This window comes from Tenacibaculum bernardetii (genome assembly GCF_029125915.1).
Lineage (GTDB): Bacteria > Bacteroidota > Bacteroidia > Flavobacteriales > Flavobacteriaceae > Polaribacter > Polaribacter bernardetii.
Window position 1 is genome coordinate 39,929 of record NZ_JAQJCU010000010.1, and the last position, 15,291, is coordinate 55,219.

The following is a 15,291-nucleotide window of genomic DNA, read 5'->3' on the forward strand; positions in this document are numbered from 1 at the left end:
TCCCCTTAAAATATTGAAAATGAGAAAATTATTACTGTTATTAACCCTTTTATTAGTTACGAAAAGTTTTTCGCAAAAGAAAATATATTATAAAGATATTGTAGACGATTGTATCTCAATAGCCAGCAATGATGCAGCTATGTTAGACGATATTGTGTATAACTGCATAAAAGATAAATATATTTCTAATTATGATTTTACATCAATAACAGGAGAAACTATTAGTACAGATAAAATAGATACGCCTATTGTTTTATTAGCCGCAGCCACTTGGTGCGCTCCGTGTTGGGGAGAAATTCCTGCATTAAATAAAATGGTAGAAAAGTATGACGGTAAAGTAAAATTTATAATGTTATTTTGGGATTTAGAAGCTGGTGTAGAAAGAATGGCTAAGAAGTTAGATAAAAGAATATTCTTAGTGCCATCTAAAGAAAAAAATGGGAATAGATCTTCGATAAGAACAGCTGGTTTTATCCATAAATTAGATTATCCATCTGCATATTTAATTACGAGTAGTAAGAAAATTTTAAACTTTAAGAGAGGTGCAGTATCACCAACAAAAGAAATGGGTTGGGATGAAGTAAATGCAATAAACGAAAAAGAATTAGATGCCTTTATTAGTCCGGTAATCGAATAATATTTACAATAAATTATAAAAAACCTCTTTCCTAACAGAAAGAGGTTTTTTACTTTAGTAAAAAAAAATAAAAATGATAAAGGGTATTTTAAAAGGAATACAAGCATACTTTGGTGCGTTTCAAATAATATCAAAACTAAAATTGTGGAAATATTTTACAATTCCAATATTAATTAGTGTTTTAACGGCTGTTTTAATTGGTTTATCAGCCTATGCTTTATCAGATAACATAGGTTATTATGTTGCCGGAATTTGGAAATGGGAGTTTGGAAAGCAAGCCTTTGAAATGCTTAGTACTTTTTTTAGCGGACTGTTAATCGTTGTAATTGGTTTACTCTTATATAAACATATTGTAATGGCATTATCGGCACCATTTATGAGTCCGGTTTCAGAAAAAATAGAACATTATTTAACAGGAGAATCGCATCAACATAGAAAAACTTCTTTTCAAGAACAATTAATAAGAGGTATTCGAATAAACCTAAGAAACCTTTTAAGAGAACTGTTTTTTACGATTCCCATTTTACTAGTTAGTTTTATACCTGTTATAGGTTTCTTTTCAGCAATTTTGTTGTTTATTATGCAAGCATATTATGCCGGTTTTGGTAATATGGATTATACTTTAGAACGTCATTTTAAGTACAAAGAAAGTGTAAGTTTTGTAAAGAAAAATAAAGGTACAGCAATAGGAAACGGAATTATATTTATGCTGTTTTTATTGGTGCCTGTTATTGGAGTTATACTGGTATTGCCATTATCGGTAACAGCAGCAACAACTGAAACTATTAAGAATATTCAACTAGAAAAAGCAATAGAATAAGTATTTTTGCTTCTCAAGAATTAAACAAATGAAAGATCAGTTTTACGCATATATTCAACAATTACAAGATACAATTACGGCTAAATTAGAAGCAGTAGATGGAGGAGCAAAGTTTAAAGAAGATAACTGGAAACGTACAGAAGGCGGTGGAGGAAGAACTCGTGTAATAGAAAATGGAAACATTTTTGAAAAAGGAGGCGTAAATATTTCTAAAGTTTTTGGAGAGTTACCAGAAGCTTTACGCAAACAATTTGGTGTTGAGAGCGGTGATTTTTTTGCCTGTGGTTTAAGTTTAGTATTGCACCCTAAAAATCCGTTTGTACCAACGGTACACGCAAATTGGCGTTATTTTGAAATGTATGATGGCGATGGAAATATAGTTACCCAATGGTTTGGTGGAGGACAAGATTTAACACCTTATTATTTGTTTGATGAAGATGCGATACATTTTCATTCGGTTTGTAAAGAGGCTTGCGATAAACATAGCGCAGCATTTCATCCGAAGTTTAAAGAAACGTGTGATAATTATTTTTGGAATGCTCATAGAAATGAAGCTCGTGGAATTGGTGGTTTGTTTTTTGATTATTTAAAGCAAACAGAAGATTTTTCAATGCAAGATCGTTACAACTTTGTAACAGAGGTAGGTAATAGTTTCTTAAACTCTTATGTGCCTATTGTAGAAAAAAGAAAGGATATAACCTATAATAAAGAACAAAAAGATTGGCAAGAAGTTAGAAGGGGGCGCTATGTTGAATTTAATTTAGTGCATGATAGAGGTACTTTGTTTGGATTAAAAACAAACGGTCGTATCGAGAGTATTTTAATGAGTTTACCACCTGTAGTGCAATGGGTTTATAATCAAGAGCCAGAAAAAGGAAGTGAAGAAGCTAAATTATTAGAAGTTTTAGCAAAACCTAAAAATTGGGTTTAAATAACTTAAAACTTAGGGGTTATTTCCAAATTATATTCTTTTTTGTCACCTCATTGTGAATGTTATGAACATGAAATAGCCTTGCTCGTAAAAGATGTTTTCGTCCACGAATACTTCTAGTGTAAGTAAGTTTAGACTTACCAAGTTGATGATTCCAATGTTTTTGAAATAGTAACGCTTGTTCTTTTCTTTTGCTTAAAATATCAGGAACAGGATAAAAATTTTGAGTGTTTAATTTTTTACGAAACCAATTGGTTTTAATTATTAAATATTTGGGATTGTCAATAGGTTGTAACAGCTCTTCTAAGGTCTTAATAAATAAATTACTTTCGTATCTATTAGCACCATTAATAGTACAAGTAACATCGCCCATAGAGAGTAAATCTACAACGATGTTAATTTCTTTTTTTGGAGTGGTTATTTCTTCTAATTCATATAAAGAGTTTAAAATAGCATAAGCCATTTTACGTATTTTTTTATGAACAAGGCCATAGTGAAAATACATTTTAAAGGTTTTATACAGTTTATAACCAAACGATAAACCTAGGGTAGTTAGTAAAGAATATAAAAAATAGTAAAAACCTTTATACGCTATTAAATTAAAGTTTTTGAAGATAAATTGAGGAAAAAATAATGCGAGACTAATTAAAAGTTCAAGAATTGAATACTTAACAAAATCGTTTAAATAGGTTTTTTTTTGATTTAAAAAAGATTGATCTTTTTTATGATACAGCTTTATTTCGTGAGCAACTTCTTTTTTAAAACGGACAATATTTTTCCATTTTTCTGATATTAAAGTCCTGTTTTTAGAAATAGTTTTAGCGTTATCATTTAGTATGTTTATGTTTTCATCAAGAATAACATTGGGTAAACCTAAACGGTCAATTCCGTTAGAAATAATGTTTTCATCATTGTTTGAAATACCTATAAAAGCATCAAAACGTTTTTTAAGTATCTCTAAATCTTTTCCGCCATAAATATCAGAAGTATCAATACATGCCAAATGCCATATAATTCCGGTTTTATTAGGTTCGTTATTATCGATTCTGATAGCTCTACCACGCATTTGATTAGAAGTAACAAAAGAACCTACTACAGAAGCTAAAATTAAACTATTAATAGCGGGTGCATCCCATCCCTCACCTAATAAAGATTTAGTTCCCACTAAAATTTTAATATGACCTAATTGAAATAATTTTGTAATAGTTGCTACTAACGTGTTTTTAGAAGATGATTTTGATTGTATAATTACAAACTCCGTATCAGAGTTTAAAGGAGTTTGTATGTAGTTTGTTATCGAATCGATTAAATCTAATTTAGCAATACAACTACAATGAATAATTATCAAACTACCAGACAATACAGCTAAGTTTTGTTTATTTCTTGTCGTTGTTCTTATATGATGAAAAATTGGTGCGACACCTAATTTTTCAATATTTTTTACTTCGGTAGCAGTAATATCAAGATATTCTTTTCTGATATAATCAGATAATACAACACAGCGTAGTTGCTCTTTTAAATTGATTTGTTCTTGTTTTACAATAGCAACGATACTCTTTAATTTACTAGGGCTATTGCTAAGTGATTTATATAAAAAAGTATTTCCAATTAAATTAACTTTTTTATTACTGTATAGAGATAGTTTTCTTAGTTTTTTCTCTAAAGAATTAATGTAAGTTTCATGCACAATTAATTCGTTTCTATCGATAACAAGAATATGCTGAAATAGAATTTCAATCCATTTATGTGTTATTTTAGGGAACTCAACAAACTCATCTTTTTCAAAACCTAATATTGATAATTTTTCTCTTGAAATAACAATGCCAGCTTCATTTAAAAAAATAAGTATTGCAGAAAAAAAGGAAGAAAATTTATAAAGTTCGTTTATGTTTTCTTCGGTTTTGGTGTAAAATCGATGCTGTTTTATAAAGTTGATAAACTCATTGTCTTTTAGTAGATTAGTAATAAAATGAGCTGTTTTCAATCTAAAATCAACAATAGTATTAATCTCTTTACTTTCGGGTTTAGAAAAGTAAATGATATCTTGGTGTGGACATAAATTATTTTCTCTTACTAAATCTGGTACCAGAATTTCATCGTCAATTTCACCACATAAATTAAAATATTTTTGAATTTCAGAAACCTCACTATCGTATGGTGGCGTTGCGGTAAGCGCAATTACTGTTTGTAAATGTTGCTGTTTTAATTCATACAAACATTTCCACCATTCACTTTTTAAATGATGTGCTTCGTCTAGTAATAATACCTCAATATTGTTTTTGGTGAAGAATAAAAAGTAATTTTCTTTATTATCAAATGTTTTGTAAAAAGAATATAAACCTTGGTAAGTTGAGAAGGTAATATCAGCAGGTTTTTTTATATCAAAAGAGAATTCTTTAAAATCACAATCTTCCGTAAAAAACTCTTGTAATCTATTCTCCCATTGATTTCTAATTGTTAAAGTTGGCGCTAGTACGATAGTTTTTTTACCTATTCTTTTTAAAATTTCAATACCTAAAATAGTTTTTCCAGAACCAGGCGGAGCAACAATATGAAAATGATTATCTTCTATGTGCTTAGAAAAATTAGATAGTATTTTATCTTGGTAAGGACGCCAAGTATGTAAAAAGCTAAGTTGTTTAATTGATGCAGACAAAAAGAGATATTGTTGTTTATAATTAAATTATTGATGCAAGTAAAAGTAATAAATTAGTACTTAAAACAACTTTTTAATACTATTTCTATTCTTTTATTAATTAATTGTAAAAGGTATTATTAATTTTAAATAAGTCATTTTTAATTGACAAATCGATAATTATATAAGAGACTTATTGTTTTTAAAAACGGAATACTTTGTTAAATCGACTTTTTATTGTGAATAGTTTAAAGTAATTGTTTTTTTTTGTAAATATTTTAATGCTAAAAACTCAATAAAATGCTAGCTTTTTAGTAACTTCGCAAGCGTTAAAAAACTTATACTATGGCTAGATACGAATTGAAGTTACCTAAAATGGGTGAAAGTGTTGCAGAAGCAACGATAACTTCTTGGGTTAAAGAAATTGGAGAGACTATTGAGATTGATGAAACTGTTGTTGAAGTAGCTACAGACAAAGTAGATAGTGAGGTACCTAGTGAAGTTGAAGGAACCTTAGTAGAAATATTATTTGGTAAGGATGATGTTATTCAAGTAGGGCAAACTATTGCCATTATTGAAACAGAAGGTGGTGATACCCCTTCAAACGATACACCTAAAAAAGTAGAAGTAAAAGAAGCTGTGGTAGCAGTAGAGACAACAGTTGAAGATGCTAAGGAAGAAGTTTCTGGAGCTATTGATACTTCATCTAGTGATCGTTTTTATTCTCCTTTAGTAAAAAATATAGCAAAAACAGAAGGGATTTCTTTCTCTGAATTAGAAACTATAAAAGGAACAGGAAAAGAAGGAAGAGTTACTAAAACAAATATTTTATCTTATTTAGAAAATAGAGGTAATCAACCTAAAGATGTTGTTTCTCCTGCTAAAGCTGAAAAGCCTAAAGCAAAAGCGCAAGCAGCACCAGTTACTTTAAGCGGTCAAGACGAAGTTATCGAAATGACACGTATGGGTAAATTAGTTGCCAAACATATGGTAGATTCTGTTCAAACATCTGCACATGTGCAGTCGTTTATAGAAATAGATGTTACCAATATTGTTACTTGGAGAAATAAAGTAAAGAACGCATATCAACAAAGAGAAGGAGAGAAGTTAACCTTTACGCCAATCTTTATGCAAGCCGTTGCTCAAACAATTAAAAAACATCCGATGATTAATATTGCTGTTGATGGCGATAAGATTATTAAAAGAGGAAATGTTAATTTAGGTATGGCAGCAGCTTTACCTGATGGTAATTTAATTGTACCGGTAATTAAAAATGCAGATCAGTTAAGTTTAGTAGGAATGACTAAACAAGTAAATGATTTAGCAGGTCGTGCTCGTGGAAATAAATTAAAACCAGACGATATTCAAGGAGGTACTTACACTGTTACAAATGTAGGTAGTTTTGGAAGTATTACAGGAACACCAATTATAAATCAACCGCAAGTAGCTATTTTAGCCTTAGGAGCAATTGTTAAGAAACCAGCTGTTATTGAAACTCCAGACGGTGATTTTATAGGAATTCGTCAAAGAATGATTGTTGCTCATTCTTACGATCATAGAGTTGTAAATGGAGCTTTAGGTGGAATGTTTATTAAAACATTAAAAGAAATATTAGAATCTTGGGATGTAAATCAAGATTTTTAAATAACAATATAGTATAGTAAACAAAGGCTTAGGAAATTTTTCTAAGCCTTTTTTGTTTTTGTGTATATTCGCTAATAGAATAATTAAAAAATAAAATTTAAAAGATGAAAAATTTATTAGTTGTATTGTTATTAGGTATAACAATGGTGAGTGTAGGTCAAGAGAAAGTATTACTTCGTTTAAACTATGAAAAAGGCGATGTTTATGAAATGAAAATGGAAATAGCTCAAAAAATGGGTGCAGGTTTAATGACTATGAATACAGAAATGACAATGCATCAAGAAATTAAAGCAGTTTCTGATAACACTTACGAAAGTGATATGAAAATTACTAATATGGTAATGAATGTTGCACAAGGAGGTCAATTTATGTCATATGACTCTAGTAAAAAAGAGGAAGAATTAAGTCCTACAGATGAAGTTATGAAGGCTCAAATGGCACCAATGATGAAGGTGTTAATAACAACGAAAGGAGATAACTTAGGTAAGGTTATCGAAACAAAAATTGAACCTAATGTTCCTGGAGCAAATAATTTAACACAACAATCTAGTAATGTAGTTTACCCTGAAAAAGAAGTTTCAGTTGGTGATACTTGGTCTATGAATAAAGATGCAAACGGAATGAAATTGAATTTCGTTTATAAAGTAAATTCAATTACTGCTAAAAATGTACTGTTAGATATTTCTGGTAATGTAGAAGGAGTTGGAACAGGTAATATTACAGGAACCATGAATATTGATAAAAAAACAGGTGTGGCTTTAACATCTAAAATAGAAATGTTAATGAAAGTTCAAGGACAAGATTTAACAACAAGTATGAATATGAGTATTACTAAAAAGTAAATACTATTTTCTTCTAATAAAAGCTCAGACAGTACTGTCTGGGCTTTTTATTTTTTATGAAAAAGCCACCAATTCATTTCGCGAGTTAATTTATAACCTAACTTTTCATATAGGCTTATAGCGGTGTTTCCTTTCGTGGTATGTAAAATAGGATGTTTGTTTGCTTTTAATATTTCTTTAGTAACATGAGTAGTTAGTTGTTTAGCAAAACCTCTACCAGTATAATCAGGATGTGTAACCACAGCGCTTACTTCAATAAAATCGTTGGTTTGCATTCTTTGTCCGGCTATTGAAACGAGTTTGTTGTCTTTAAAGACACCAAAGTACTTACCCATTTCAAAAGTTCTTTTTTTAAAGTAGCCTGGCATAACTAACCAAACTAAATCATAAACTTCATTGATGTGTTTAGATGTAAGTGGTATAATTTTCTCCGTAATTGCCATCTCAATTAAATCTTGCAACACCATTTGACAGCCTTCTATTTTTCTATCTAAAGTAACGAAGTTGGTATCGTGAATTGGAATTTCATTTTCTGTAACTAAGAAAAAACTCTCTGTAAGTTTAGCATATTCATTTATAGCAGCAGTTATTTTTAAGTGATCGGTAAAAGCCCCAAAAGGGCAAATTTCAGGATCGTAAAATTGTACGCCATCATATTTAATGGCTATGTTTTTATGAGTTTCATGTAAAGAATACCAAACCGGATTTTTTAGTTTATCATTCATTATGATAAATGTTTTTTAAAGCTGATTTTAAATCAGTAAAAATAAAAGAATAAATAGTAGATGTTTTTACAGAAGATACTCTGCTGCCTTTTAATAATATAGAAGACATTTCCCCTAATACCATTTTTAAAACAAATGATGGAGCATTAAGTGGAAATATAGGTTTAGCAATAGTTTTTGATAATTTTTTAGTAAAACTTTTATTCGTTTCATGTTCAGGAGCCGCAGCATTATATATTCCTATAAAACGAACATCTTCAACCGATTTTACATACATGTTACATAAATCATCAATATGAATCCAAGGCATGTATTGCTTGCCAGTACCTAAAGCAGCTAAAAACAAAGGCGTATTTATTTTGGGTAAAGCACCACCTAACTTAGTAAGTACAATACCAGTTCTTAAAATAGTAACCGAAGTGTTTAGTTGTTTAAATTGATGAGCGGCATTTTCCCATTCGACACAAACTTTAGAAATAAAATCATTCTCAGGAGCATCGTCTTCCGTAAATATTTTGTTAGAAGTAACAGCGCCATAATAACCAATTCCTGAAGCAGAAATAAAACCTTTTAAATCAATTTTTAAATCTTTTATTTTTTTAAAAAGCAAGTTAGCAGATTGTACACGGCTATTAATAAGTTCTTTTTTGCGTTTAGCGGTCCATCTTTTATCAGCAATACCAGCTCCTGCTAAATGAATAATATGTGTAACGTCTTTAAAAGCATTATCATCAATATATTCTTTAGAGATGTCCCATTTAAATTCATTTTTTAAAGTCGGACTTCGGGTAAGTACAACAACACTATGGTTTTTTTCTTCTAGTTTTTTTTGAAGTTGTTTTCCAACTAATCCTGTTCCACCAGTGATAAGAATCTTACTCATTTTATTTTGTTTTTAATTTTAAAACTGTATCAGCAAAATAATATATTTCTTTTTCTACGGTTTTATATTCTTCAGTGAAAAATTTAGAAGCAATAGAATGATTTTTTGCTTCCGGAATTGCCACTTGATATTTGTTTTTGTCAGTAGTAGAGATTTGATTATACATTTCTTTCATACGTTTTACAGAAACGGTTTTATCCTGCTCTTCTTCATTTTTATAGTAATACGCCATGAACAAAGGTTGTTTTATTTTTTCAAAAACGTTCTGTTTCATTGTAGCTCCTATTAATAGTTTCAGCTGAACAATAGCTTCAATTCTATATTTTGCATACCAATATTTTTCAGCGCCATTTGGTGGTTGCCAAGTTTGATAATTACCACCCATTACTAATTTTAAAATTTGTTTTCCCCAAGGCTTTGTAACTAAATTAGAGTTGGTGTCATAAACATCAATATTAGGAGAGGATAATATTAGTGCTGCAATTTCTGGGTTTTCAGAAGCTAAAAACAAACCAGCAGTAGCACCAGTACTCACACATATTAATATTACTTTTTCACCTAATTGTTTACCAATAGCAATTGCTTTTTTTGCTGATTCTAAATATCCTTCAGCAGTAAAATTTAATAGAGGCTCTTTGTCTTTTAAACCGTGCTTAAATAAACGAGGAGCATATAAATTAGCTCCATATCGTTTTGCAAAATTGGTGTAAATAATTTCAGTTTCTGCAGGGCTTGCAGAAAATCCGTGGAGATATACTAATGAATATTCTGTTTTCTTCGGAATGCTATCTGCCCAAATTAACCGAGAATGATTACCTAATCTAATACTTGCGTTATCATTCTCAACGTAAACAGCATTTTGTATTTCTAACAAACTCATTTTGTTAATAGGTAATTGAGTTGTTAAGGTTGGTTTTTCGGCTTTAGGACCAATAGCATACAGCATAAGAAATAGAACTAGAAGAACTCCTAAATATTTAAGTATTTTTTTTGTCATTTTTTTAAAATCAACCAAAGTTTATACCGTAAAATACAAAATATATAATAGCTATTTGTTATTCATATAAAAAAATAATGTGTGCTTATGTGTTGTATTTATAGAGCTTTATTTAAAAAAAAACAATAATAAATAAAACCGTAAGAGAGATTTTCTCGTAAGTAAGAGCGAATGAATAATTAACTAATAAATTTATAATCATGAAGAAAATAAAATTAATTATCGGAGCAGGAGCTTTTGCTTTAATAGGATTGATACTTTTTGCAGCAGATCATATTGAAGCTCCAGATGTAAAAGGAGGTTCAAGTGATATTACAGATTTTTATGCATTCCAAGCAGAAGACACAGATAATTTAGTCTTTGTGGCAAATATTCAAGGTTTATTAAGTCCAACAGCAACAAGTGCGGCTAAGTTTGATGAGAATGTTTTAATTGAATTTAATATTGATACTGATTTAGATTATATAGAAGATTTAGTAATTCAAGCAATTCCAAGAAAAGGAAAAATGTATTTCTTTGGTCCTTATGAACCATCGGCAACAGGTTTAAATAGTTCATTACCACAAGATGGTTCTGAATATGGTGTGTCAATAACACCGTACGGTTCTAGCCCAATGATAGGTGCTAAAGGAGCAATGAAGTTTTTCGCAGGACCTAGAGATGATCCTTTTTTTATGGATTTTGCTAAATATGGTGAAATTATTGGAGGTACAGCAGATGGATTTGATAACCCAGGTTCTGATACTTTTAAAGGAACAAATGTGTTGTCTGTTGTTGTAGAAGTGCCTAAATCGATAATTGGAGGATCAGGTAATATTAATACTTGGGTAGAAACTAAAGCTAAGCAATAATCATTAATTAAATTTTAAATTCTACAATTATGAAACTTAAAAATATAAAAACCATAGTAATTTCAATTCTATCAATCTTTATTTTAACAAATCCTAAGAGAATGAAGCTTAAGTCTATAAGAATAGTAACAATATTAATGTTATCGTTTTTAACGCTAACAAGTTGTAGTGATGATGAAGATAATATGGATTATGATGCTCCAATTAGCTTTTCAGGAACTTATGCACAGAAAGACCAAATGGGAAGACCAGCTATTAACACTGTATTTGTAGATAGTGATAAAAAAGACATGTTTAATGTAACAATACCTTCTAATCAGGGAGCTGCATTTGCAACAATGTTTGAAACAAATTTAAAAGCTTTAAGTCCTGCTTATTTTAATGAAGGAGATGAAAACGCATTAGGTTTTGATGCAGCAGCATTTGCAGATGTATTAGCAACAGATGTTTTAACAGTGTCTTTAGATGGTAAAACAACATTTTATGACGGGCCAAATGTATTAACAGGTAGAGCTTTAGCTGATGATGTAATTACGGTAGAGCTAATTTTAATCTTCGGAGGTGAAACTGGTTTAACAATGTCTGAGAATCCAACTTTATCAGACGATAATGTAAGTGCTAATGATAAAGAGTTTTTAACGTCTTTCCCTTACTTAGCTAGCCCTTGGTAATAATATTAAAATTAATGAATTCCCCTTAATGAAAATTGGTTGCTGATTAATTGGCAGCCAGTTTTTTAAAAATTGATATTTAATCCTTCTTGATTATGAAAACATTAAAAACAATTCTTTCGTTCGCTATTTTAAGCATATTAGTAAGTTGCTCAACTTCTAAAGAAGTAAACATAGCAAAAGAGTTAGATTATAATGTTTTTTTAAATAATACAATAAACGTATCTGATTTTTTAGCCCAAAAAGAACTTGATTTTTGGCAAAATAAATTAAACAATCAACCTTCCCAATACCCTTATTTAACAAAGATTGCAAGTGCGAACACAATGCTTTTTTCATCAAAAGGTAATATCTCTTACCTAATAGAAGCAGAAAATAAATTGCTTCAAATAAACATAAAAACTAATTTTAGTAACTCATCGAGTTTACGAGCATTAGCAAGAAATTACATATCACAACATAGATTTAAAGAGTCGTTAGAATTATTAAAAAAAGCAGCAATAAATGGTGATAATTTAAATAGCACTAATAAAATGCTTTTCGATGTTTACTTAGAACTCGGTGATACAGAAAAAGCATCTAAATATTTGTCTGAAATTGAAGATTATTCAGATTTTGATTATTTAATAAGAGTTTCTAAATGGCATGATCATCAGGGAGATTTAACTTCTGCAATTCGTTTTATGGAAAAAGGAATGAAAAAAGCCGAAGAAGCTAATGATAAAGCTCTTAAAATATGGAGTTATACGAATTTAGCTGATTTTTATGGTCATAATGGTCAAATAAAAGAATCTTACAATTTATATTTAAAGAGTTTAGCGTTAGATAATAACAACGCGTATGCGAAAAAAGGTATTGCTTGGATTGTGTTTTCGCATGATAGAAACCCCAAAGAAGCATTGCGAATTTTAGATATTATAAGTGATAAACATTTTTCGCCAGATTACTTTTTATTAAAGTCTGAAATAGCAGAGTTTCAAAATGACTCTATATCTAAAAAGAATAATATAGATCTTTATTTATCAAGTATAAAAAATGTCCAATATGGTGTAATGTATAATCAACATTTAGCGAAATTATATCTTGAAGAATTTAATGATTCTGAAAAAGCATTCCCTTATATAAAAAAAGAAATAAATAGTAGGCCAACTCCGCAATCGTATGATTTATTAGCTTGGTATTACTATAAAAACAAAGAGTATAAAAAGGCATTACAAATTGTAAATGATAGTGTATTAGGAAAAACTTTCGAACCATCAGTTCAGTACCATATTGCAGAAATATATAAAGCAAATGGTATAGAAGAAAAAGCAAAAAAAATAAGAAAAGAACTTTTGGAAAGTTCTTTTGAATTAGGACCTTTGATGGAGAAGAAAATTTTAAATATCTAATTAAAAATCTATCATTTTGAAAACTAAACTACTATTATTTGTAACTTTTTTAAGTTGCTTTAACATGTTCTCACAAGAGTTTATTGGCAAAGTAATGAATAAAAATAACAAACCTTTAGAGAACGTATACGTCTATAATGTTACTAGTAATAGCCATACGCATACCGAATTAAATGGAAAATTTGTGATTGATAAAGCGAAAGATGGAGATTTTGTAGAGTTTCGTCTTTTAGGATACGAAAAAAAAATAATACAATTAACCAAAAAAGACTTTAACAAAGCAAATGTCATAACCTTATCGATGAAGAGTTTTATGTTAGATGAAATGACATTGTCGAGTAAGCAAGACCCTTTGCAAAATTTTGTTAGAATAGATTTAGATAAGAAACCAGTAAGTTCTTCACAACAAATTTTACAAAAAGTACCAGGCCTTTTTATAGGCCAGCATGCTGGAGGAGGAAAGGCAGAGCAAATATTTTTAAGAGGTTTTGATATTGATCATGGTACCGATTTAGCATTATCTGTAGACGGAATACCAGTAAATATGGTTTCTCATGCGCACGGACAAGGATATAGCGATTTACATTTTTTAATTCCGGAAACAATAGAAAAAATAAACTTTGGTAAAGGACCATATTATGCTAGTAAAGGTGATTTTAATACTGCCGGTTATGTAGATTTTAAAACAAAGTCGTATTTAGATGAAAGTCAAATAGAAGTAGGAATAGGGCAGTTTAATACCTTTAGAACATTAGGAATGTTTAACCTTTTAGATAAGAACAGTACAGATAACGCTTATGTAGCGATAGAGTATTTGTCAACTGATGGTTTTGTAGAATCTCCTCAGAATTTTAGCAGAATCAATCTTTTTTCTAAATACAAAACGTTTTTAAAAGATAATAGCAGTTTGTCATTATCAGCATCGCACTTTACAAGTAAATGGGATGCATCGGGTCAAATTCCGGTAAGAGAAGTTGCTAATGGAAATATTACTCGATTTGGAAGTATCGATGATACTGAAGGAGGAACAACTTCTAGAACAAATATTAATTTAGAACATTCTAAAGTTTTAAAAAACGATGTAAATGTTATTTCTAACGTTTTCTATTCAAACTATAATTTTAACCTATTTTCTAACTTTACTTTTTTCTTAGATGATCCTATAAACGGTGATCAAATTAAACAAACAGAAAATAGAGATATTTATGGATTTAATACACAGTTTAAAAAGAAAACAAAGCTTTCTAACACACCTGTAACTGTAACTTTCGGAACAGGTTTAAGAGCAGATATAATTAATAATTTAGAGCTGTCACACACCTTACAAAGAAAACAAGTTTTAGATGAAATTCAGTTAGGAGCAGTGCATCAAACAAATTATTATTCTTTTTTAAATAGTGAATTTGAATTAGGTAAGTTTACAATAGCACCTGCTTTGCGTTTAGATTATTTAAATTTTTCATACAATGATTATTTGTTAGATGAATATAAAACATTTTCAAAATCAAAAGTAATTGTAAATCCTAAAGTAAGTATAACGTATACTCCCAATGCTAAAACTCAGTGGTTTTTAAAATCAGGAATTGGGTTTCATACAAATGATACTAGGGTAGTAGCTAGACAACCAAATAGAAAAACATTACCAAGAGCATACGGTTTAGATATAGGAAATGTATGGAAACCTACATCAAAAGTAGCAATAAACACCGCCTTATGGTTTTTATTATCTGAAGATGAATTGGTGTATGTTGGTGATGCGGGTATTATAGAACCTTCAGGAAAAACAGAACGTTTTGGATTAGACTTAGGGTTTAGATACCAAATAAACGAATGGTTGTATTTAAATAGTGATGCTACATTGACTAATGCAAAAAGCTTAGGAACATCATCAGGTGAAGATCATATACCATTAGCCCCAATTGTAACAGTTACAGGAGGATTATCAGTAAATAATTTTAATAATTTTTCTGGAGGTATCGATTATAGATATTTAGGAGATAGACCTGCAAATGAAGATAATTCGATTGTAGCAGAAGGTTATTTTGTTACCGATGCAAATATTAGTTATAAGATGAATGATATAACGCTTGGTTTGTCTGTCGAAAATTTATTTAATGTAGCCTGGAACGAGACGCAGTTTGCAACAGAATCTAGATTACAGAACGAACCTAATTCAGTAGAAGAAATTCATTTTACACCTGGGACACCTTTTTCAGTAAAGGCATCAATAAGATATTCATTTTAAAACATATAGTTGTTCGGGG

General features: G+C 29.8%; 13 protein-coding genes. 9 read left to right on the top strand and 4 right to left on the bottom strand.

What is annotated here, in order from left to right:
* The first annotated feature begins 19 nt into the window (after positions 1 to 19).
* The 3 genes from P2G10_RS09605 to hemF all read left to right on the top strand — a co-directional run bounded on the left by P2G10_RS09605 (position 20) and on the right by hemF (position 2,388).
* Entirely contained in the window at positions 20 to 637 is a 618-nt protein-coding gene (locus P2G10_RS09605; RefSeq protein ID WP_218773309.1) for a TlpA family protein disulfide reductase, read from the top strand.
* 73 nt (positions 638 to 710) lie between these two features.
* Complete coding sequence (locus tag P2G10_RS09610) at positions 711 to 1,457, top strand: EI24 domain-containing protein (protein WP_275316334.1); 747 nt, start codon at positions 711 to 713, stop codon at positions 1,455 to 1,457.
* Between the two features lie 28 nt (positions 1,458 to 1,485).
* A complete protein-coding gene (gene hemF / locus P2G10_RS09615; protein ID WP_275316336.1) occupies positions 1,486 to 2,388 on the top strand; it encodes an oxygen-dependent coproporphyrinogen oxidase in 903 nt (300 codons plus the stop codon).
* Between the two features lie 19 nt (positions 2,389 to 2,407).
* On the opposite strand, the gene P2G10_RS09620 is transcribed toward hemF, so the two are convergent.
* Entirely contained in the window at positions 2,408 to 5,044 is a 2,637-nt protein-coding gene (locus P2G10_RS09620) for a DEAD/DEAH box helicase family protein (RefSeq protein WP_275316337.1), read from the bottom strand.
* A gap of 324 nt (positions 5,045 to 5,368) precedes the next feature.
* Here P2G10_RS09620 and P2G10_RS09625 point away from each other — a divergent pair, with 324 nt between their 5' ends.
* Complete coding sequence (locus tag P2G10_RS09625; RefSeq protein WP_275316339.1) at positions 5,369 to 6,667, top strand: dihydrolipoamide acetyltransferase family protein; 1,299 nt, start codon at positions 5,369 to 5,371, stop codon at positions 6,665 to 6,667.
* A 104-nt stretch (positions 6,668 to 6,771) separates the two neighbouring features.
* Positions 6,772 to 7,509: a DUF6263 family protein gene (locus P2G10_RS09630; RefSeq protein ID WP_218773304.1), complete on the top strand. Its 738-nt coding sequence runs from the start codon at positions 6,772 to 6,774 to the stop codon at positions 7,507 to 7,509.
* Positions 7,510 to 7,556: 47 nt separating this feature from the next.
* On the opposite strand, the gene P2G10_RS09635 is transcribed toward P2G10_RS09630, so the two are convergent.
* Genes P2G10_RS09635 through P2G10_RS09645 form a run of 3 tightly spaced genes read right to left on the bottom strand, consistent with a single transcriptional unit; the run spans position 7,557 to position 10,114 of the window.
* Positions 7,557 to 8,234 carry a GNAT family N-acetyltransferase gene (locus P2G10_RS09635; protein WP_275316341.1) on the bottom strand — a complete coding sequence of 226 codons (678 nt, stop codon included), beginning with the start codon at positions 8,232 to 8,234 and terminating at the stop codon, positions 7,557 to 7,559.
* Positions 8,227 to 9,117 (bottom strand): TIGR01777 family oxidoreductase, encoded by an 891-nt coding sequence (locus P2G10_RS09640; RefSeq protein ID WP_275316344.1) that lies wholly within the window; start codon positions 9,115 to 9,117, stop codon positions 8,227 to 8,229. Before P2G10_RS09640 ends, P2G10_RS09635 begins: the two co-directional genes overlap by 8 nt.
* A 1-nt stretch (position 9,118) precedes the next feature.
* Positions 9,119 to 10,114, bottom strand: a complete 996-nt coding sequence (locus tag P2G10_RS09645; protein WP_275316346.1) for an alpha/beta hydrolase — start codon at positions 10,112 to 10,114, stop codon at positions 9,119 to 9,121.
* A 200-nt stretch (positions 10,115 to 10,314) separates the two neighbouring features.
* Here P2G10_RS09645 and P2G10_RS09650 point away from each other — a divergent pair, with 200 nt between their 5' ends.
* The 4 genes from P2G10_RS09650 (at position 10,315) to P2G10_RS09665 (ending at position 15,272) form a co-directional block, all read left to right on the top strand.
* The gene (locus P2G10_RS09650; RefSeq protein ID WP_275316347.1) at positions 10,315 to 10,965 is read left to right on the top strand and encodes a DUF4331 family protein; all 651 of its coding nucleotides are present in this window, start codon (positions 10,315 to 10,317) and stop codon (positions 10,963 to 10,965) included.
* Positions 10,966 to 10,994: 29 nt separating this feature from the next.
* Positions 10,995 to 11,636: a DUF4331 family protein gene (locus P2G10_RS09655; RefSeq protein ID WP_275316348.1), complete on the top strand. Its 642-nt coding sequence runs from the start codon at positions 10,995 to 10,997 to the stop codon at positions 11,634 to 11,636.
* A gap of 95 nt (positions 11,637 to 11,731) precedes the next feature.
* Positions 11,732 to 13,027: a tetratricopeptide repeat protein gene (locus P2G10_RS09660; RefSeq protein WP_275316349.1), complete on the top strand. Its 1,296-nt coding sequence runs from the start codon at positions 11,732 to 11,734 to the stop codon at positions 13,025 to 13,027.
* Positions 13,028 to 13,043: 16 nt separating this feature from the next.
* Complete coding sequence (locus tag P2G10_RS09665) at positions 13,044 to 15,272, top strand: TonB-dependent receptor (RefSeq protein WP_338056313.1); 2,229 nt, start codon at positions 13,044 to 13,046, stop codon at positions 15,270 to 15,272.
* Positions 15,273 to 15,291 lie beyond the last annotated feature (19 nt).